The organism is Maridesulfovibrio sp., from assembly GCF_963666665.1.
GTDB lineage: Bacteria > Desulfobacterota > Desulfovibrionia > Desulfovibrionales > Desulfovibrionaceae > Maridesulfovibrio.
Map to the genome: position 1 here is coordinate 3544980 of NZ_OY762999.1, position 21154 is coordinate 3566133.

Sequence of the window (21154 nt, forward strand, 5' to 3'; positions counted from 1 at the left end):
TTGAATTGTCCTGAACCAGCGTCAAGCCGGCGCAAAGTTTTCATATTCAACATACTTAAGTCTCTCTTTGCCGGGGGACTTCTTTTCTGGTTGGTTAAATCCGGGGGAATCCGCCCGGAGTACCTTGCGGTCGCTGCGGATCATATTCCGGTCTTGGGTGCGGCCTGCCTGATCATCGCTTTCGGGATGGGGCTTGGTGCTGTCCGCTATGTGGAGCTGTTGAAGGGTGCTGGGCTGGGCATTTCCTTGAAAGACAGTTTTAAGGTTTCCGCGATCATGTATTTTTTTACCCAATGTGTGATGGGTTCGGCCAGCGGAGATGTCGCCCGATATTTTTATACCACCCGCATTACCGGTCAGGGGGCACGGGTCGGAGCCTCCATTATTGTGGACCGCATTATCGGGATTATGGGGTTGTTCCTGTTCGGCGGACTGGGAATGGCCTTTAACTGGGCTATTGTTGAGCATTCTCCGGAATTGCGGGCTATTGCGGTTCCGGCTCTGGGTATACTCTGTTTGTTTTGGTTTAGTGTGCTGCTGGTTTTTCTGGCTCTTGTGCGCGGACGGGTGGCAGGTTTTGCGGTTGGGCTGATATTTCCGGTTCTGACTGGAATTTTCTGTTTTTTGGGTACAGGCTTTCTAGGCCGGGAGGTCGGTCCGGTTCTGTTCTATGCCGCACTGATTTCCCTTGCAGCACCTTTGGTCGCTCCTGAATTTTTGAAAACAGGTTATATTTACCAGAAGTTTTTCAAGGGTTCGAAATTTGGAGAAAAGATCGGGGAAGTGGTTTCAGCATTGCTGCTCTATCGAAATTCCATATCCACGGTTTTAAAGATTGTCGGCTTGACCGCAATTCAGCATATTTCCTTTGTTTACGCTATCTATCTCCTTGCCCGTATTCAGAATCTTCCAGTACTCCCTGATTTTAATGAAGTCTTTTTTGCGGCCCCGCTTTCTTTTCTTGCCGGAGTTATCCCTGCTCCTGCTGCCGGACTGGGTGTTAATGAGGCAGCCTTTGAGACTCTGCTTTATCTTGGTTCCTGTGGAAGTGTGGTTGCCGGGGCTTCCATTTTTCTCATGTATAGAATCTGGACGACTCTTTTCAGTTTGAGTGGGCTTTATTTTGTGATGAGGTTTAAAAAATAAAAACCATGTCGGGCCGTTCTGCGAGGTAAAGCGTTCTTGCGAAGACTTTACCCGGGTGAAGGACCGGACATGGTTTTAAGGAACCTGCACCTGATTCGGCAGTTCCTGACACCCTCCCGATTGATGTCTTGCCTATCTGATCGGTCTGCGGGATAAAAACTTTACATGTCTAAACAAAAGTAATTCATAAACCGCCCCTTGCATAAACATGGCCGTGGTATGTATGGTCCATCTAATAAATGCAACCAATCGCAAACGGCGGAGTCTCCAATTGAGGATATTACTTTTATTATTCGTTTCTGTATTTCTTGTTAATTACCCTTGTTCCGCTGCCTTGGCTGAAAATGGAACTTCTGCATCAGTCTCAGATCAGCAGCAAAGAGGGGCAGACCAGTCTCTGGTACTGCTCATGGAAGGGAACCTGCGGTTTGTTAAAGGAAGCAGTGTTTACCCGAACCAGACCTCCCACCAGCGCAAAATTCTGGCTCTAAGGGGCCAGAACCCGTTTGCGACTGTTGTTACAGCCTCTGATTCGCGGGTGGACCCGGTGTTGATTTTCGATCGTGGTCTCGGTGATCTTTTTACCGTTCGGCTCGTCGGCAATGTGGCTGGTTCAGATTCATTGGCCTCGGTGGAATATTCAATGCTGGCTCTTGAGACCCCGCTGCTGGTTGTTATGGGCCATACCCGATCTACCCTGATAAAAGCCGCTATTGATAAGGTCGAATTGAAAGGGCTTCTTGTTCAGCTAATGGGAAAGCTGGAACCGGCCATTCAAATGACCCGCGTACTTTATCCTTCGCTTAAGGGCGTAGAACTGGCGGATAAGGTGGCGGAAACAAATGTCAGACAGGTAATGCGTGAGATTTTGAGCCAGTGTCCGGCTATTCTTGAAAAGGTCCGTTCCGGTAAGGCTCAGCTCATGGGGGCAATTTATGATACCGATACCGGTGCGGTGCGCTGGCTCGGACCTTAAGTTATGTGCTGGTTAGTCCACCTGAATATCATAAGTCTTGAGCTTGCGGTAAAGAGAGCTTCTTTCCAGCCCGACGGCTTCGGCCAGTTTTGAAACGTTCCCCTTATATTCGCGGAGCTTGGCTTCAAGGAACTGGGCTTCAAAATCAGCACGGGCCTTTTTGAAATCAACCTCGCCTTCCGGCAGGGGCAATGGGAGCTGCTCCTGATCAGTCTCAGCTTTCTCAATGCGCGGACCGTTGGCAATTTCCGGGGGGAGCTTGTCCGGTCCGACTTCCTTGCCGCCGAACATAATCAGCATTCTTTCCACAAAGTTTTTTAATTCACGGACGTTTCCGGGCCATGAGTATTCAGTCAGAACCTTTAGGGCCGATTCAGTGAAGGTCAGCGGTTTGAATCCATGCTGTCGGTTCAGGATGGTGATAAATTCGTTGATCAGCAAGGGAATGTCTTTTGCTCGGTCGCGTAACGGAGGAACTTCCAACGGGAAGACTTTCAACCTGTAGTAGAGGTCCTCACGAAAGTTACCGTTCTTTATTTCTTCAAACAGATCCTTGTTGGTCGCGGCAATTACGCGCACATCCACGTGGATGGTTTTTCTGCCACCGACGCGTTCAAAACGTTGTTCCTGAAGAATTCGCAGGATTTTAGCCTGTGTCTTCAGGCTCATATCTCCGATTTCATCCAGAAATAGGGTGCCGTTATCAGCCAGTTCAAATTTACCTTCCTGAGCTTTTTCCGCCCCTGTGAATGCTCCCTTTTCATGGCCGAAGAGTTCCGATTCAATCAATTCTTCCGGAATGGCCGCGCAGTTTACCGCTACAAGCGGTTTATCCGCTCTCTGGCTTTGGGAATGAATGGAACGGGCTACAATTTCTTTACCGGTGCCGTTTTCCCCGGTGATAAGTACCCAAGCGTCTGTGGGGGCCACCTGTCCGATGACCTCGCGCATGGAGTCGATAGATTCAGACTGTCCGGTTAATCTGGCCGGCTGTTCTGCGGCAATGCGGGTGCGCAGTGCTTTGTTTTCCGATTGCAGACGTGAGAATTCCACGGCTTTTTCAGCAGTAATGACCACCTTTTCAAGTGAAAGCGGTTTTTCGATGAAGTCGAATGCGCCCTTTTTGATAGCGGAAACTGCGGTTTCAATATTACCGTGACCGGAGATCATGACTACGGGCAGCCAGTCCCATTCCTTTTTGATGCGGTCGAGAATCTCAAGCCCGTCCATGCCCGGAAGCCAGATGTCCAGAAATACAAGGTCCGGCTGCTCTTCGCTGAGATGTTCAAGGGCTTTTTCGCCGGATTCTGCCTCACTTACGTCAAAACCTTCATCTTCAAGTATTCCGCGCAGAGAGTATCTGATGCCGTCTTCGTCATCAACAATCAGTATGTTTTTGCTCATCTATAGTTCCGTACGTGTTTCAAAGGAAAAATTATCTTCTTCTATCAATTGGGTGCAGGCATCCACTGCTTTCGGGTCATACGCTGTTCCGCGTCCTCGTGCAATTTCCGCCATGGCCCTGGGCAGACCCAGAGCGGCACGGTAGGGTCGGTGGGAGCTCATGGCTTCAACTACGTCGGCCACAGCGATAATTCTGGCTTCACGCAGGATATTGTCTCCACTGAGACCATTGGGGTAGCCGGTTCCGTCAATGCGTTCATGGTGCTGGATGACTATATCGGCCACGGGCCATGGGAATGATATTCCTTTCAGGATTTCATAGCCTGCTTCACTATGGGTTTTCATCAGATTCATTTCAAGTTCAGTCAGTCTGGTCGGCTTGGAAAGGATCTCTGCCGGGATAGATATTTTCCCTACATCGTGTAGAATCCCTGCAATCCTGATGCAGTTGATTTCTTCAGCTGAGAGGCGCATTTTTACCGCTATGCGGCAAGCCAGTTCTGCTACCCGTTGCTGGTGTCCTGAGGTGTAAGGGTCGCGTTTTTCAGACATGGCCGTCAGGGATGCAACGGTCTCATCAAAAGTGCGGCGTAGCTGGCTGAGGCTTCTCTTTAAGGCGTCCTCGCTTTTTTTCAGTTCAGAAATATCGCGCAGCACCACAACTTTGCCTATAACATCATTCTGTTCTGAAATTCCCGAGATATTGACCGAAACCGGGATAGTTCCCTGCGGGCCTTTGAAGACGGCATCTCCGAGAACGGAGTCATTATTGGAGGATAATTTGATAGACTCCTTTGTCCCATTTTCAAAAATATCAACAGCTTCCTGAAATTTTCGGCCGAACATGTCGTCGATATTACAATCCATAAGCGAGCATGCGGCTTTATTCATGGATTTGATCAGTCCATTATGGTCGGTGGTGATGACCGCATCGTCAATACTGTCGAATGTTGTTTTCAGCCAGCGGCGATTATCATTGAGAGTGCTTTCCGCGTGGTGTTTGTAGAGAGCCATTTCAATGGTCAGGTTGAGTTCCCGATCCTCAAAGGGTTTGATTATGTATCCGAACGGTTCTGTTATCTTGGCGCGTTTAAGAGTGTCGTTGTCCGCATATGCTGTTAGGTAAATAATTGGAATACTGTGGTATTTGTTTATTTTTGCGGCTGTATCTATGCCGTCCATGTCTCCTTCAAGCATAATGTCCATGAGAATCAGGTCCGGGGACGTTTCCTCAATAAGCTTCATGGCCTGTTCGCCGGAAGTGGCTATCCCTGCAACATCGTAGCCAAGGTTTTTGAGTCTTCCCTGTATGTCCAGAGAGACGATAGCTTCGTCTTCAACGACCATTATTCGGGATGGGAGTTTATCTTTGGCATTCTTTTCAGTGTATGAAATCATATGAATCCCGCTTGTTACTGTTCACCATAGCAAGTGAATTTTTGAAATATGGTATTATATTAAACGATATTATAACTAACAGGCAAGCATAAGGGAAAATATATCAGGTAGGCAGCTCCAGCACGAATATGGTCCCATGTGGGGTAGCCGGTTTGACCCTGATAAATCCGCGATGGTCAGTGACAATTGATTTGACAATGGTCAGCCCCAGTCCGGTACCGCTCTTTTTGCTGGAAAAGTATGGTTCGAACATTCTGGATCTTTCATCAGCAGAAAGTCCTGGGCCGTTATCCTGAACTTCGATTCGCAGCCAGCCAAGGGTGGAGTCATGCATGACAGTGATTGAGACTGTGGGTGATTCGCAGTTATCCAAGGCTTCAGCAGCATTTGTCAGCAGGTTGATCAGGGTTCGGCGCATGGCCTCGCGGTCCAGTTCCAACTGCGGCAGTTCGCCGTCAAAGCTCAGGGACCATTCAATATTGCTGTGGCTGTTGCGGTAAAGGCTGACGACCTCTTCAAGCAGAGGTCCGATGTTGTCCGGTTTGAGTCGTACTTCCGGCAGTTTGGCGTAGGCGGAAAACTCCTGAACCATCTGTTGCAGATGTTCAACTTGGGAAATGATCAGGTCTGTGGATTCCCGGAAAACATTATCTTCGATCTCAGGTCCGAATTTACGCTGCAAACGCTGGGCCGAAAGTTTGATAGGCGTGAGCGGGTTCTTGATCTCGTGTGCTATGCGTCTGGCTACCTCGCGCCATGCTGCAATGCGCTGCATTTTTTCCAGCTCGGTAATATCTTCGAACACGGCGACGATACCGGTGCTGGATTCTCCGGCCTTGAGAGCCACAACGTTGACCAGAAATTTTCTATGCCTGCCTTCCACGGTGAGGGAAAGCTGTCTTTGCCACTGTGAGAAGGGGCTGGTTGCCATGTGCGAGCGGGCTTCGGCAATAAGCGAGGCCAGATCTCCTTCCGGGAGAAGGGCCAGCGGATCTTTACCGTGTACAAAGCGCGCTTCGATACCCAGCATCTCTTCAATGGCGGAGTTGACGGTGCTGATTTTACCCTCTTCGTTGAGGGAGATGACTCCGGCGGTGATGTTGTTGAGCACCGCTTCCATATAGCGGCCTCTGCGTTCCAGTTCCTGATTCTGCTGTGCCAGCCTGTCATTGGCGGTTTTCAGGCTTTTCTGGCTGTCTTCAAGGTCTTCAGCCATGCGGTTGAATGATTGAACCATGAAGCCCAGCTCATCGTCGGAACGGTCTTCAAGACGAACGGAAAGGTCGCCTCGGGCAATGCGTTGTGAACCAGCCGCCAGAGCCTGAATAGGCGCGGAAAGCTCTTTGGAAAGACGGAATCCGAACCAGATGGACCCGAGGATAATCAGCAGGGTGGTAACGCCCAGAGTCAGATAGAGACTCATCTTGAGCGGATATTTCAGCGTTTTGAGCTGCTTGTATTCATCAAGGCCGCGTACAATTCGGTCCAGTTTGTAGAGCATGCCCTGCCCGATATTTTCCCCGATGATCAGAAATCCTGTTTTGCCTTCATCTACGGGCAGAATACCGATAACCATGTCGTTACCGGGCATGGGGTGGATGGTGGACCAGAAACGGGGATTTTTTTGCATGTCATCCCAATCAACCTTGGCATTAATCTCCGACCAGGCCTTGTCCCATGATCCTTGTGAGTACCAGTTGATTTTCTTACGGTCCGGGCGGACAACCCCAAGCAGGCCGAGGTCGTATTCTCCAAGTTTTTTACCGAGAAAAATTTTCATGGATTTACCGCCCCATGCATAGCGGTTTTCCTTGATGGTTCCGAGAATATTATTCCCGCGCCTTTCCAGACCTTCCTGTGCCGAGGCATAAAAGGCTCTTCCCAGTTCAAGTGACTGGACCATGGATTCTTCAACCTGATTTTTGAACCAGTAATCCACGGAAATCTGCACAAACTGCATAGCCATGAAAAACATGAGCAGGGTCGGCACAAGGGAAAGGGACATGAAGGAGAGGACCATGCGCGTTCGCAGCTTGGAACCGAGTACTCTGCGCCGTCGTTCAAGGAGCAGCTTAACTCCGTTGCGGACCACGATGAACAGGACAATGAGCAGCAGGATGAAGTTCAGGTTGAACAGTCCTACGAAAAGGTAGGAGTTCACCCCGATGTATTTGAGCTGTACAAAGCCCAGTGCCACGAAAACAAGCAGGCAGAAAAAGGCAAGATAATATTCCCGTTGCCTGCGTTTGCGTTCCTTGGTGTCGGGTACACTGATTTTAATATTCTGTTCAGTCATGGCGATTCTAAAATCAGTAGGTGAAATCCAACTGGTAGGTGGCGGCAGGGATTATGTCCCAAGACCAGAAAAAGAGAGTGCTCTTGAGCCATGCCGGGACTTCTGTGCGGTCGAGGCGTACGTTCAGGCGCAGGTTGTATCGTTCCCCGCGCTTGAGAGTGGACCATGGGCCTAAATCAAGGACAAAGCTTTTCCATTCTTCGCGTAAAAGTATGGACAGGCTTTTGTTTTTTAATATTTTAGCTCCGGGTTTTTCCAGCACAAACTGGTTGGAGAGAGAGTCGAAATAAAGCTTATCATTGTATGTTTTGCTTGCGACTTTTGAGTCCAGCCAGACATTCTTATGTTCAAAAAGGGAAGCCTCGCAGATAAGTTTGAGCTTCATGCCGTTCTGCAGGGCATCTTCCACTTGTGCATCGGCGGTGAGCTCAATTCCGAATCTGGCCATGATGGAACCGGCCTGATTATCAAGGACCATGTTTTTGAGTTGCAGAGAGCTGGCCTGTGCAGCAGACGGGAGGAAAAGGACGAAAAAGCCCAGCCACAGGAGCAGGACTCTCCAGCCTTTGGAGAGTGGGCATATTTGCTGAGCCGTTTTTATCATTGATGTTTCTGCTTTCATTAGAAATATTTTCCTCCCTTTCCGGGCATAACGTATCAGTCGCCAACCATTTGTTCAACACCATCATTGCAGTGTGTGGCATTTGATATGAAACTGTCTTTTCAAGACATAATGGTATATAAAAGCAGGATCGGATCTATAGCGGAGGTATCATAATCAGATGCTCAAAAAAATACGCACACATTGGAACAGGTTGAATCGTCCGGGTAAGATTGGATTGATAGTCGCCGGGCTGCTGATTCTTTATACGCTCATCGGTTTTTTCCTCATTCCATTTACCATCAAGAAGGTTGCTCTTTCCAAGCTTCCCTCTGTACTGAACAGGGAAGTGCGTATTGAGCGGGTTGATTTGAACCCCTATACCTTGCAGCTGACCGTTCATGGGTTTGAGATCGCCAAGAAAGAGGGTGAAGGAAATCTGTTCTCTTTTAAGCTTTTTGACTTGAATCTTGATTCTTTTTCCTTGTTCCGTCTTTCTCTTATTCTGGATAGAATCAAAATAGTGGACCCCCAGATTGATCTTGCTGTTTTCAGGGGCGGCAGCAGTGTCTCCGATCTTATCCCGGAAGGTGATGTTGAGGAGCAGCCGGAGGAAGACAAGGAAGAAAAAAGCCTTTTTCCCTTTATCATCCGTGATCTGGTTGTAAGCAACGGTACCTGCAAGGTTTATGATAAGGTGCGTGATGTGCACCATGAAATTTCCAGCCTTGATTTGTTTGTGCCGTTTACATCTTCCCTTATTCGCGACAATGAGAAGCAGGTCCAGCCAAGTCTTGATATGATCATCAACGGCACTCCTTTTGTACTGAAGGGGCATACCCTGCCGTTTAACCAGAGCTTGAAGACCCAATTTGACTTTTCCCTTAAAGATGCGCAGCTGGCCGAGTACTGGCCTTACCTGCCTATTTACGAAACTACCGAGCTGAAGAGCGGTAGCCTGAGTTCTGATCTTGTCCTGTCTTTTGAGCGCGGAGAATCCATTCTGCCGAGGGTGCAGATCAGCGGTAAAGCCAATATCACCAATTTTGATCTTGCAGCTAGAAAAGGTCATTCCCTGCTCAAATTTAAAGACCTTGATGTGGAGCTGGAGGAAGTTCGCATACTGCAGCGTATACTGAAAGTTTCATCAATCCGTTTGAGTGATCCGTATCTTAAGGTCGGACTCAAGGAGGACGGTAGTCCGGACCTGCTTGATTATATTGCCCCCTCCATTGAAGCCGGGGAAAAATCAAAAATGACCGAAGACGGTGGCAAGGAAGAATCCGGTCCTGCCGTGGCTGCACTAGTCAAGGATTTCAGGCTTGATAACGGGCTGGTGGATTTCACTGACAATGCTTTCGGTAAAGGGTTCAACAAGAAAATCGGGCCGATCATGGTCCATGCCGGGAATGTGAGCACTGTAGAGAATGCAGCCGGGAGCTGGGATTTCCATATCGGTTCGAATGCTACTGAAGTTATCAGCGGTCAGGGCGGTTTGTCTGTTATTCCCCTGTCTGTAAACGGCTCTGTGGCCGTAGAGGATCTGGATATTCCTGATTACCATGTTTATCTGGACGATCCCCTGCCTCTGGATGTTGCCAAGGGCAAGGTCGGGCTGGGCAGTGATTTTCAGCTCGGCATGCAGAACGGAACTTCCGTGCGGTTGGAAAATATCAGGGTCAATGTTGATGGGCTTGAACTTCAACCTAAGGGCGGCGGCAAGAAACTGATCGGTCTCGGTGGATTCGCCATGAGCAATGGTACTGTTGATTTACAGGAAAAGTCCGTGGTCATAGATTCAATTGACCTCAAGAAACTCCTTATTCGGCTTATGCGCGATAAAAAGGGGATAGACCTGATCAAGCAGATCGAACAGCACCAGAAGAATGCGAAAAATGTCGGCGTTCCTGCTAAACAGCAGGACGAAGCTGCGGACCCTGCTGATGCGGAGGCAGAGCAATGGAGGGTGGCCTTAAACAGGTTTCAGCTCGCTGATTCAGAGATTGAATTCACTGACCGGGCAGCCACCCAAAAGACAGTCACCAGCATCAGTGATATCAAGATCGGAGTTAACGGGCTGACTTTTCCGGAAGAGAATCCGCTTAAGCTGACTCTTTCCGCTCTCATCAACAAGCGCGGTTCCATAAAGATAGACGGGCAGGCCGGGCCGCAGTCACTCAAGGGAAAGGGCAGCTTGCAGCTTCGCAAGCTCCGCCTGAGGGATTTCAATGGCTACCTGCCACCGCAGATGCAGATGAATATTGCTCGCGGGCATGTGGATGTTACCGGTAATTGGGATTTCTCTGCGGCAAATGAACCTGTTGCAGGATACACCGGCAAGGTTCAGCTTAAGGATTTGCTCATCCGCGACAACAAGGGAAATAAGCAATTTTTCCATCTGGAAGATTTAGCTGTACGCGAGATTGATTTTCGTTCCGCGCCGCTTAGGGTCAAGGTCGGCTCTATTGCCGTGCTGGCACCCAAGGCTAATCTGGAGCGGGAGCAGGACGGCACAATAAATATTGCGCGTATGCTGACCGGAAAGCGGGCTGTTCCTGTGGACGAAGAAGCTCTGGAAAAGCAGGCCGAGCTTGCAGCGGAAAAATCCGAGGTTGCACAGGCGGAAGGCGCTACCCCGGCTGATGGGGTTGCTGAACTTAAAGAACCCACCGCAGAGGAGAAGCAGGGTAACGTTGTATCCATAGATGAAATTTTTATGAGCAACGGCACAGTATCCTTCAAGGATTACACTGTTTCTCCGGCTTTTGAGCTGGATATCACCAAGATGCGTTCAGCCGTGCGAGGGCTTGAGTTGCCCCATGGCGAGCGTACCGATATTTCATTCAACGCCACACTTGATAGGCAATCCCCGCTGGTGGCTGAAGGGTATTTACAACCTACGGCAGAAGGTGCGGATACTGATATCAATGTTTCCGTCGCAAATTTGGATATGACCCAGCTTTCGCCATACACCGAGAAGTTCATTGCCTATCCGGTCAGTACCGGGATGCTCAGCTCAGATGTTGGGGTGAAGTTGCGCGGCAAGTTCATTGCTGTGAATAATGTTTTTGATATTTATCAGTTTGAGGTCGGCGACAAGGTGGATAATCCCGATGCGCCCAACATCCCCATCGGTCTGGGGCTGGCCTTGCTCAGGGACAGCAGCGGCAATATCAGGCTCGATATCCCTGTAGAGGGCGATCTTTCCGATCCTCAGTTCAAGCTGGGTAAAGTCATAGCACGGGCTATCGTCAATCTGCTGGTCAAGGCCGTAACTTCGCCTTTTGCCTTGATCGGTGCACTGGTGGGTGGTGGTGAGAATATGGATGTCATGGCCTTTGAGGCCGGCAAGGCCGGTTTTAAGGAAGGCGAGCAGTCCAAAATTGAGTCAGTTGCCAAGGCCATGGCTGATCGTCCGGGTCTTAAGCTGGAGATCAGCGGCTTTACCGCGCCGGAGGATATTCCGGCCATGGAAGAAGCCGAGTTCCGCAGGCAGGTTGCCATGCCCAAGTTCCTTGAACTTGAAGGCGATGAGAATGCGCCCAAGTCTGTTGACGATGTGGTGGTAACTGAGGAAGAGTATCCCGAATATCTGGAAACGGCATACAAGGATGCCACTTTTGAAAGGCCGACCAACTTTCTAGGCATTGTGGTTGCCCAGCCCGTACCGGATATGGAAAAAGCCCTGCGTGATCATATCAAGGTCACTGATACGCAACTGGCCGACCTTGCGCGGCGCAGGTCTGAGATGGTGCGCACCTTCTTGGTAGAGAAGTCCGGCATTGCCCCCGAACGGGTATTCCTCAAAGGAATGTCTGCCACCGGAAAGGGAGCCGGACCGCGTGTTGAGCTTGGGTTGCAGTAAGAATTTGGATGCGCTACGCGCTTTTTGATAAACGGATTTCGCCTCCGGCGGCCAAAGGAACAAGTCCCTTTGGAATCCCGAATAGTTTTAAGTGAGGTTCTTATGAGTTGGTTGAAAAAAATGGCTTATGTTTTGTGTCTGGTCGCTCTTTTGGGGGCTGTCTCCGGTTGTGGTGAGGAAGGACCTGCGGAAAAGGCCGGAAAGAAGATTGATGAGGCCATGGATCAGGCTAAGGATAAGATGGATGACATGGGCGATGATGCTAAAAGCGCATTTGATGATCTGAAAAAGAAAGCAAACGAGGCTATGGATAATTAGTCTTTGCCTGCAGATATATTATGATTCTTTGAAAACCGCCGTGCCGTTTGGTCCGGCGGTTTTCTTTTATGCAGGGTATGGAAATTGACTTGCGTCTGGTTCAGTGCTTCATTGAGGCTTTCGAATAACCGAACCATTTGGAGGAAATAATAATGGCTGAATATACATACGAAAGTCTGGAAGCACTGCTCAAGGAAAAACTTGGCGACGCCATGCCCGAACGGGCCATGGAAGATATTCATGATGCGTTGAAGATCACCGAGAAGATGGAAGAAGAGGGCTGGAAATTTCAGCTCGAAGATTTAAGTCGTGGCAGCATGACTGAAACCGATTGGCGCGCGACTCTCAAGAAAGACGGCAAGGAGTTTGCCGGACAGAGCGATCATGCTGCATTGGCTGTTTGTGTTGCTGTGGCGGATGCGATTGTGGGGTAGGTTAACACGATGACTATAAGGCTGTGAAAAATTGATTTTTGCGGCTTTATAGTCAGTTAAATTTTATTTGTTCGGTAAAACATATGTGACGTATCCTAGTAAATCACTTAACTCTTGTTTTGCTTTAATTTTTCGTTGTTTTAAGCGGTTCTCTCTGAATTTTGAATTTATTTTTTCTTTATAGCTTTCAGATTTTATCTCTTCAGATTTGCGTTCTTTTGTTGTTACCGCCATTTTAAGACTCCTTAAAGGTTACAGGTAGTAAATCTTTCAAAGTTTCGCAAAAAGTTGTAATAGTTTTTACTATTTTTTGTTCCTTGTCTTTAGGTATTTCTAACGCTTCTGTGCTGTCGAGAGCTACTATAGCATTGATTTTATCCTTACTGTCAAATAGAGGAATGCATAAGCAAAATCTTAGATTTGCTGTTTGATTATTTTGTCTATGACTTAGAGGCATTGTCGTATTATCAGAGTTGTGAAGATCGGGGTTGTATATGTAGTTGTTGCTTTGGTAACAGGCACTTACAAGACCTTCATTTTTAGAGATATCGAATGAAAGTCCTGCTGTGGTTCCAACTTGTGCAAGCCCTTCAATGTTAATAATATCTAAGCTATGCTTTTTTTTATTGTATAAAAAAATACGTATGTTTACTTCTGGAAAATGTTTGATCCCTAATATCTGTTTTAGGCCAGAGAGTAGGGTTGCTTTGTAATTGCCAATCAGATTTTTTTGCTGGCGTTTATACTTGGTTATGTTTGCTTTTTGGATATGAAGTTCCCAGCTTAATAATATTGCACTAAGAAGTGTGCCCACAACGAAAAGAATATTGTTAGCTGTTTTTATCGTTGGATCAGCAAAATGAATCGTAATAATATCTAGATTGTTCAGATCATTTAGCAAGTCGCATTTGGATATGACTAGTAAAGCTGTGCAAATGACGGTTCTTACAAATACATTCATTATATTGCCTTAATATTAACAGTGAGTAGTGGTTTACTGATAAGTAAAATTATTATTTTAGTCAATAACTTAACTCATATTTATCAAGCATATCGAAATATGTTTTAAGTAAATTTTAGTAATGCAATTCTCATCAAAAAAATCCCCCGGAACAACCGTTCCGGGGGGATTTTGAATTTTTATGTGTCGAATCAGCTACTAGAACTGTTTCTTCATCATCTCGGCGAGGTTGGCGGCGGTGAAACCGTATTTCTCTGCGAGCTGTGCTGCGGGTGCGGATGCGCCGAAGTGGTCGATGCCGAGTACTGCGCCGTCCATGCCGACGTATTTGTACCAGCCTTCGGGGCGGCCTGCTTCTGCGGCGATGCGGGTGCGTACGTTGGGATCAAGTACGGAATCCTTGTATTCCTGATCCTGCTCTTCGAAGAGTTCTACGGAAGGCATGGAGACCACGCGGATCTTTTTGCCTTCGATCATGGAAGCGGCTTCGATAGCCATGGATACTTCGGAACCTGCGGCAATGGCGATCATGTCCGGGGTGCCTTCGCAATCTTTTACGATGTAACCGCCGCGCTTAACGCCTTCTTCTACCTGCGGGTATTCATCTTTGCCGAGGACAGGAAGTCCCTGACGGGTGAGCATGAGGGAGGAAGGACGTTTCTCCTGTGCCATTGCGATTTCGAGGCATGCTGCGGTTTCGCGTGCATCTGCGGGGCGGAGCACCAGCATGTTCGGGATGAGACGCAGGGATGCTACGTGCTCGATGGGCTGGTGGGTCGGGCCGTCTTCACCTACGTAGAAAGAATCGTGGGTGTAGATGTAGATGACCGGCAGGTGCTGCAGAGCAGACATGCGCATACCGTTACGGCAGTAGTCGGAGAAGGTCAGGAAGGTTGCACCGAAGGGGATTACGCCGCCGTGGAGAGCCATACCGTTGAGGATAACGGACATGGGGAATTCACGGACACCGAAAGCGAGGTTGCGTGCGGTTTTGCCGTCGATAGCGAAGTCGCCAACCTTTTTGCGGAAGTTCGCAGTCTGGTTGGAGGGATCGAGGTCCGCGGAACCACCCACGAGAGTGGGCAGAGCGTCGGTGATAGCGTCGAGGCATGCGCCCCAGGCCTTACGGGTAGCAATGGACTGACCTGCTTCGAATTCAGGCAGTTCGAGTTTGATCTCGCCGCGGGGAGTGTTGGCCTGTGCCCAGAAAGCAGCGATTTTTTCGTCAGCAGCGAGCACTGCGTCGGATTTTTCTTTCCACTGGGCTGCCAGTGCTTTGAGATCGGGGAAACGAGCCTGAAAATGTTCAACAACATCCTCGGGTACGTAGAAAGTTTCTTTTTCGGGAAGACCGAAGCATTTCTTGGTTGCTTCGATTTCTTCGTGAGAAAGAGGAGAACCGTGGGTGGAGTGGCTGCCTTCGCAGGTAGCGGCACCTTTCGCCATTACGGTTTTGCCGATGATGATGGTCGGCTTGGAAGTTTCAGCCTGACCGGCTTTTACAGCTGCGCGGATGGCTTCGTGATCGTGACCGTCGATTTCCACAACGTGCCAGCACATGGCTTCGAAAACTTTTTTGAAGTCGGTGCAGTCGCACTTGCTGGTGGGGCCTGCGAGCTGGATGTCGTTGGAATCGTAGTAAACAATGAGTTTGCCCAGTCCCCAGAGTCCGGCGAGGGTTGCAGCACCGAGTGCTACAGGCTCCTGAAAGTCACCGTCGGAAGAGAGAACATAGGTGTAGTGGTCTACAACGTCATTGTTGGTATTGGCGTTAAGGAAAGCCTCAGCGGTAGCCATACCTACACCGACACAGAAACCCTGACCGAGGGGGCCGGAAGTGGCTTCAACGCCGGGAGTCATGTCGTGTTCGGGGTGGCCGGGGGTGATGGAATCCAGCTGGCGGAACTGCTTGAGGTCTTCGATGGTCAGGAATCCGCAGAGGTGCAGGATGGAGTAGAGCAGCGGGGATTCGTGACCTGCAGCCATTACAAAACGGTCGCGGTCAGCCCACTCGGGATTGCTGGGATCGAATTTAAGGAAGTCCTTGTACAGGACGTAGGCGAAGTCCGCGGAAGACATGGAACCGCCGGGATGGCCGGAATTGGCCTTGCGGATGGAGTCCATGATCAAACCTTTTACAACGTTGACCGCTTTCTGGTCCAACTGGTTGTTACTCATTTTTTGAGTCCCCTATTAGTGATGATATTTTATTCAGCATTCAAGCTTGGCGGCTAACCGCTCCACTTCCCTGGAGAATGCTGTCTAATGTTATAAATTAAAGAATCCCGCCGGCAATAATGCTGACGGGATATCTACTATTTATCGAAAAGATTGATTCTGCGCAGGTGCCGATCACCTTCAAACTCGGAAGTCATGAAGGCGCGGATGATTTCTTCCGCCAATCCGGGCCCGATCACTCGTTCACCGAGACAGAGGATGTTTGCGTTGTTGTGCGCACGGGCCATCTTGGCCATGTACTCATTAGTACACATGGCAGCACGGATGCCCTTGATTTTATTAGCAGCCATGGACATTCCCAGTCCAGTTCCGCAGATCAGGATTCCGGGAATATCTTCCCCGGTAACCATTTCGGCTACTTTTTCGGCGTAAACAGGATAGTCGCAGCTGACAGCTTCTTCGGGTCCGGCATCGATTACATCATAACCCATGTCGCTGAGCAGTTTGATGGCGAATGCTTTGAGGGTGAAGCCCCCGTGGTCCGAACCGATTACAACTTTACCGGCCATATCCAGATCTCCCGCGCAGGATGTGTAAAAAACGGTCAGAAGCACAACAAAAAAACAGTTCTGTCGAGAACTTTCCCGCAGAACTATATTGATCAGGCCGTGCTCAACTCTGTTTGTAACACCCTGTACTTTTGGTTTTTTTGGAATCAACCGAGGATTCAAGGTGGTGGTGGGGGGAGGATTCGAACCTCCGAAGGCGCTGCCGACAGATTTACAGTCTGTTCCCTTTGGCCACTCGGGAACCCCACCACTCTATATGAACCGTTACCGGTTAGATATCCATTTTACGTTCATTATCGCGATATTTAACATCGCGCTTGGCAGCCTGCTCTTTTTCAAGCCTGCTGATTTCATCTTTGAAAAATTCGATCTGCTTTTTACACAGTTCTGCGTTTCCGTCAACATCACCTACAGTGAGTTTTCCAAGAAGCGCGTATTCTTTCTCAAGACGCTTTTCAAGCTGTGAGACTTCGAAATTTCCAAGCAGTCTTGAAACAATTCCTTTCATCTCTGCCAGCCAGACATCGAGACCTAGTTTAAAGTTTTCAAGAAGTCCACTACTTTTTTCATTAGAATTAAAATCCTGCCCGCTCATACTTCCCTCCGTTATGAAAAGCCTAACATTTTAATCGATTCTGACATATCCGTTCCGGTCGAGACGGATTTCCTCGGAACCCTCGGGCAGCTTGAGCTCAAGAGCTTCTGCCTGCCACGGTTTTGCAGTGAAGGTCCGGGATTTTATACGCAGAAGGGCTTTATCTCCCAGTTCTGTGTATACGGCGATTTTTTCCGGCAGCAGTTTGCCTGAATTGTCTTCTTCATAAGAGGACAGTTCCATGCGCCATGCAATTTCGCCACGTCCCGATATTTCTATCGGTGTTCCCTGTTCCGTCAGCACGATTGAACTGACGGGTCCGTTGTCAAAAGTAAAACGCAGATTTCCGTTCTCTGGAACTGCGGTATCGTATGATTTTGGTATCAGGTTGGGATAACAGCCGGAGATAAGTCCTGCAAGGTCTTTCAGGGAGAATGGAAACGGCAGGCCCAGTATTTGGACCGCGCGGACCGGTGAGGAGTGCGAGTAGGCTGTTTTCTGGTCGGGGTAGAACGCGGTCAGTCCTGAATTGTCTTCGCGGATATGGGCAATGTAGGCCCCAATGCCTGCACGTACATCCAGACGCAGGGGAGATGCATAGTCACCCCACAGGGACATTGTCGTGCGGTGCCCTGATCCTTTTGATGTGTAGTAGAGGCTGGCTTTGGCTCTTATGCCTGTGGCGTTGCAATTCCCGTATTCATTGCGGAATGAATTATAGATATCTGCTGGATCATTATTGATCGAGGAACGGGTGGAACATCCGCTGATTGCAACCAAAAGGAGCAGCAGAATCAAAGCCGTGCGGCATGAACGGGAAATCATAATTCTTCCAGTTTCTTGCGGATCTGCTCAGCGTTTTTAGGTTTAAATTCAAGAGCCTTACGGTAACCTTTGGCAGCAGATTTCTTCTTGCCGAGCGCTGCGGCAATATCTCCGTAATGATCCCAGAGTTCAGGCTGTTTGGGTCTAAGCGAGATGGCCCGCTTGATTATTTCCCATGCCTCTTCATATTTGCCCATGCGGTAATTGACCCAAGCCAGAGAGTCGAGGATGTAGCCGTTATCCGGTTCCAGCCTGTTGGCCCTGCTGATCAGGACCATGGCCCGGTCCAGCTGTTCATTGCGGTCAGCCAGTATGTAGCCGATGAAATTGAGTGCATCAGCATGGTCCGGGAATCCGGAGATGATCTGTTCCATGTATTTAAGGGTCTGGTCCAGATTGTCTTCCTGTTCTTCCATTACGCCGAGCTGAAAAAGAATCTGCGTATGACCGGGAATATTGGCATTCCCGCGTAGCAGAGCATCCTTGGCTGCCTTGCTGTCGCCTGCTTCCGAATGGAGTCCTGCTTCAAGCAGATAGAAATTGGCCTCTTCGGTGAACTTTTCTTCACCTTTCCTGATGATCTCAAGGGCCTCTTTATTGCGCTTGAGGTCCATGAGCAGGTGAGCCCGGAATTGCAGGCTGCGATCATAATGTTCGCTTTGCGGAGAAATTTTGTTTAGGTAGCCAAGCGCCTTGCCCGGGTCGTCCTCACCTTCGTAAGCAATGGATGCCTTGAAGAAATAGTAGGAGTCAGGGATTGTTTTCTGCTGGGCGAAAAGGTCCAGCAGGATAGAAGCCTGTCCGTAGAATTTGCCGCTGATGAATAACTGGGCCGCTTCAAGCATGAATGCTTTGTTGCGGGGGCCTTCAATTCCGAGCTTCAATGCCCGTTCGGGATTGTTCAGCTTGAGGCAGAGTTCCATGAGACGCAACCGGATGTGATTGGATACATCCGGAAATTCAAGCATCTTGGTGTAGATTTGTTCCGCGGAGTCGTAATCTTTTTCCAATTCATGCATGTAGGCCAGTTCGCCCCATGCTTCAATGAAATCAGGTTTGACTTCAACCGCCTTCTTCAGGCTGCGGATGGCTTGTCTGGTCAGCCCGAGTCCGGCGCTGGATTTGGCGTGCAGATAATGGATTTGCGCGGTCCGTTTCTCCTTGGGGATGACCTTGAGGATATCCAGCGCCTGCGCGAATTTTTTTTGTTCCAGATAGATGCGTGCCAGATGTCCTGTGACTATGAGGTCTTCAGGATTCTTGATCAGGTATTCCTTGAGTACGGCTTCGGCATCAGCATTGCGGTTGTCCACTAGATAGGTGTTGGCAAGGCTGATATTCAGGTCCCGGCTGTCGGGATATTTGGCAAGAGCCTCCTTAAGGGTGGCTCTTGCTTCATCTATCTGCTGAGAAGTCCAGTATAATGCGAATTTATCCAGATAAAGCTTTTCCTGCGGCTCAGCGGCAATGATCCGGTTTAAAACGGTCAAAGCTTCTTTTTGCAGCTTCGCAACTTCATTGATTGTCTGGGGTGTCTTCAGTCCGCTATAGGCTTGTCCCAGCCGGGTGCGGTAATCCATGTAGACCAGATAATCGTATGTTAACTGCGCTTCAGGACTCAGCGGGAGCTGAAATTCAGGTCGGGCAGTATTCTTGGTTGCGCAGCCCTGCAGCATGAGCAGGACCAGAAGGGTTGTTGCGGCAACAACCTTCAGCGGGCAGCGTGATGAGCCGGTAGTTTGTATCATAAAAGCCTTTCGGGTTCTTCCTGCGGGAGGTATTTGGGATCCTTGGAATATTCAACCAGTTTTTCGTAGATTGCGGAGCCGATGGTAATGCCCTGTGCAATCATTTCCGGTCCGTATTCCTTTCCGGTGTTAGTGCGGAAGGTGGATTCAATGGATTTGATTATTTCGAGTCCCTTGGGGAATTTTTTAATGATTTCTTCCACTGTCCAGTCTTCGTAATCGCAGATTTCCCAGAGAGTGGTGGAGAAGTTGTCCGGTCCCCAGCGGAATTTGTCAGCATCATAAAGGGCGCCGCTTAAAAGGGTCAGCTCCGGATCGTTATCAATGGGCTTTTCCGGTTTGAAAGCTTCATGGCGGGCAATGGACTCGGCAATGAGTTCTTTGCTGCGTTCGGAAAGGGGGTAATTGTTAAGAATTACTTTTGATGTTTCAGAACCGCGGACGGCGTGATTTTCATCAAGGCGGCAGCAGTCGTGGAGCAGCCCGCCGAACTGAGCCAGCAGAACCAGCTCGCGGACGCGGTCTCCGTCCATATCATCTCCTTCCTTAAGGATGATGGCTCCGGCTTCGATGGCTACCTTTTTGGAATGGTAGATGCCGTGGGCATATTCATCATAAAGAAAGGGCAATACGTCTTCCTGCAGCCTGATGATCAGCGGATGATCGAAAAACATATCCCTTGCAAATTCAATCTGGGTTTCCAGATCGCGGTAAAAAACCGGTACAGGCAGGGCCGAGGCCATAGCCTTTGCTTCTTTTTTAAGATCGGTAAGCAGCTTATTCATTTTCAGGTATCCAGTCCTGTGAAAAGTCTTTAACTGATTCAGCCAGATGTTCCCTCAATTTTTTCAGCAGTCTTGCTTCAATCTGGCGAACTCTTTCCCTCGTTACCCCGAACTCTTCACCGATTTCCCGCAGTGTTCTGGGGGAATCGGAGAGAAGGCGGTCATTCAGGATTACTTGTTCCTTATCATTGAGATTTGGAACAATTGTCCTGAGCTGGTCAAGCAGTAATGTGGAAATCTCCTTGTTGGCAAGGGTTTCTTCTACTCCGGGACCAAGATCGGGTAGAAAATCCATACGTGTGGCTTCGGAATCCTCTCCGAACTTGAGGTTCAGGGAAAGGTCGTTCTTGGCCAGACGCAGGTCCATCTCTGTAATTTCCTCTTCGCTTACATTCAGGTTTTTTGAAAGCTCGGAGGTAGTTGGATCAAAGCCCAGAGCTTGTAATCTCTGGCGTTCTTTATTCAGATTATAAAAAAGTTTGCGCTGGGTCTGGGTGGTCCCGATTTTAACCATGCGCCAGTTATCCATGATGTATTTAAGGATGTACGCCTTGATCCAGAAGGCAGCATAGTATGAGAACTTGATGCCTTTGTCGGGATCAAACTTATTGACGGCTTTCATCAGGCCCACGTTGCCTTCCTGAATAAGGTCAAGCACATTCTGCATCCAGCGGCGCTGGAAGTCCATGGCGATCTTGACCACCAGTCTGAGATGCGAGGACACCAGTCTGAAGGCCGCCTGTTGGTCTCCATTTTCCTGCACCTGCTTGGCAAGCTGGAATTCTTCATCCGGCTCCAGCAGGGGAAAACGGCTGATTTCCTGTAAATACAAGTGAAGAGGGTCCTTGGTTGCGACTTCTCCCTTGGCGCGGGGCGTGGGCAGGAAATCGTCCCTGGGCGGCAGTTCGACCTCTTCGTTTTCAACAGGTTCAAGCTCTAACGGTTCTTCTTTTGATGACATTGGCCAGTTTATATTTTCCTGTTCGACTGAAATTATTTGAATATTTTATTGTAAACAAAAGTTCTAATCTGTAACTTGTAAGGGTATAGTTTTT

General features: G+C 49.0%; 18 protein-coding genes and 1 tRNA gene. 5 read left to right on the plus strand and 14 right to left on the minus strand.

Annotated elements, in window-relative coordinates:
• Positions 1-1146 carry a lysylphosphatidylglycerol synthase transmembrane domain-containing protein gene (locus ACKU40_RS16310; RefSeq protein ID WP_320173844.1) on the plus strand — a complete coding sequence of 382 codons (1146 nt, stop codon included), beginning with the start codon at positions 1-3 and terminating at the stop codon, positions 1144-1146.
• A 271-nt stretch (positions 1147-1417) separates the two neighbouring features.
• A complete protein-coding gene (locus ACKU40_RS16315; protein WP_320173845.1) occupies positions 1418-2122 on the plus strand; it encodes a carbonic anhydrase in 705 nt (234 codons plus the stop codon).
• A gap of 12 nt (positions 2123-2134) precedes the next feature.
• Here the strand turns inward: ACKU40_RS16315 and ACKU40_RS16320 are convergent, their stop codons facing one another.
• The 4 genes from ACKU40_RS16320 to ACKU40_RS16335 form a co-directional block, all read right to left on the minus strand.
• The gene (locus ACKU40_RS16320) at positions 2135-3526 is read right to left on the minus strand and encodes a sigma-54 dependent transcriptional regulator (protein ID WP_320173846.1); all 1392 of its coding nucleotides are present in this window, start codon (positions 3524-3526) and stop codon (positions 2135-2137) included.
• The gene (locus ACKU40_RS16325) at positions 3527-4924 is read right to left on the minus strand and encodes an HD domain-containing phosphohydrolase (protein ID WP_320173847.1); all 1398 of its coding nucleotides are present in this window, start codon (positions 4922-4924) and stop codon (positions 3527-3529) included.
• A gap of 103 nt (positions 4925-5027) precedes the next feature.
• The gene (locus tag ACKU40_RS16330; RefSeq protein ID WP_320173848.1) at positions 5028-7220 is read right to left on the minus strand and encodes an ATP-binding protein; all 2193 of its coding nucleotides are present in this window, start codon (positions 7218-7220) and stop codon (positions 5028-5030) included.
• Positions 7221-7233: 13 nt separating this feature from the next.
• A complete protein-coding gene (locus tag ACKU40_RS16335) occupies positions 7234-7842 on the minus strand; it encodes a DUF4390 domain-containing protein (RefSeq protein WP_320173849.1) in 609 nt (202 codons plus the stop codon).
• A 160-nt stretch (positions 7843-8002) separates the two neighbouring features.
• Between ACKU40_RS16335 and ACKU40_RS16340 the strand changes: the two genes are divergently transcribed.
• From ACKU40_RS16340 to ACKU40_RS16350, 3 genes are all read left to right on the plus strand, one after another.
• Entirely contained in the window at positions 8003-11686 is a 3684-nt protein-coding gene (locus tag ACKU40_RS16340; protein WP_320173850.1) for a DUF748 domain-containing protein, read from the plus strand.
• Between the two features lie 102 nt (positions 11687-11788).
• Positions 11789-12004 (plus strand): YtxH domain-containing protein, encoded by a 216-nt coding sequence (locus ACKU40_RS16345; protein ID WP_320173851.1) that lies wholly within the window; start codon positions 11789-11791, stop codon positions 12002-12004.
• A gap of 152 nt (positions 12005-12156) precedes the next feature.
• Positions 12157-12438 carry a BC1872 family protein gene (locus ACKU40_RS16350; RefSeq protein WP_320173852.1) on the plus strand — a complete coding sequence of 94 codons (282 nt, stop codon included), beginning with the start codon at positions 12157-12159 and terminating at the stop codon, positions 12436-12438.
• Positions 12439-12501: 63 nt separating this feature from the next.
• Here ACKU40_RS16350 and ACKU40_RS16355 read toward each other — a convergent pair whose 3' ends face one another.
• From ACKU40_RS16355 to ACKU40_RS16400, 10 genes are all read right to left on the minus strand, one after another.
• On the minus strand, positions 12502-12672 hold the full coding sequence (locus ACKU40_RS16355) for a hypothetical protein (protein ID WP_320173853.1): 171 nt from the start codon (positions 12670-12672) through the stop codon (positions 12502-12504).
• A gap of 1 nt (position 12673) precedes the next feature.
• On the minus strand, positions 12674-13399 hold the full coding sequence (locus tag ACKU40_RS16360; RefSeq protein ID WP_320173854.1) for a hypothetical protein: 726 nt from the start codon (positions 13397-13399) through the stop codon (positions 12674-12676).
• Between the two features lie 198 nt (positions 13400-13597).
• Positions 13598-15577 (minus strand): transketolase, encoded by a 1980-nt coding sequence (gene tkt, locus ACKU40_RS16365; RefSeq protein ID WP_320173855.1) that lies wholly within the window; start codon positions 15575-15577, stop codon positions 13598-13600.
• A 137-nt stretch (positions 15578-15714) separates the two neighbouring features.
• Positions 15715-16146, minus strand: a complete 432-nt coding sequence (gene rpiB, locus ACKU40_RS16370) for a ribose 5-phosphate isomerase B (protein WP_015853529.1) — start codon at positions 16144-16146, stop codon at positions 15715-15717.
• A gap of 164 nt (positions 16147-16310) precedes the next feature.
• Positions 16311-16395: transfer RNA gene (locus ACKU40_RS16375), tRNA-Tyr, on the minus strand.
• A gap of 22 nt (positions 16396-16417) precedes the next feature.
• A complete protein-coding gene (locus ACKU40_RS16380) occupies positions 16418-16741 on the minus strand; it encodes a hypothetical protein (protein WP_320173856.1) in 324 nt (107 codons plus the stop codon).
• Between the two features lie 30 nt (positions 16742-16771).
• On the minus strand, positions 16772-17566 hold the full coding sequence (locus ACKU40_RS16385) for a hypothetical protein (RefSeq protein WP_320173857.1): 795 nt from the start codon (positions 17564-17566) through the stop codon (positions 16772-16774).
• On the minus strand, positions 17563-19314 hold the full coding sequence (locus ACKU40_RS16390) for a tetratricopeptide repeat protein (protein WP_320173858.1): 1752 nt from the start codon (positions 19312-19314) through the stop codon (positions 17563-17565). The genes ACKU40_RS16385 and ACKU40_RS16390 overlap by 4 nt, the downstream gene beginning before the upstream one ends.
• Positions 19311-20099, minus strand: a complete 789-nt coding sequence (locus tag ACKU40_RS16395; protein ID WP_320173859.1) for a hypothetical protein — start codon at positions 20097-20099, stop codon at positions 19311-19313. The genes ACKU40_RS16390 and ACKU40_RS16395 overlap by 4 nt, the downstream gene beginning before the upstream one ends.
• Positions 20092-21060, minus strand: a complete 969-nt coding sequence (locus ACKU40_RS16400) for an RNA polymerase factor sigma-32 (protein WP_320173860.1) — start codon at positions 21058-21060, stop codon at positions 20092-20094. Before ACKU40_RS16400 ends, ACKU40_RS16395 begins: the two co-directional genes overlap by 8 nt.
• Between the last annotated feature and the right edge of the window lie 94 nt (positions 21061-21154).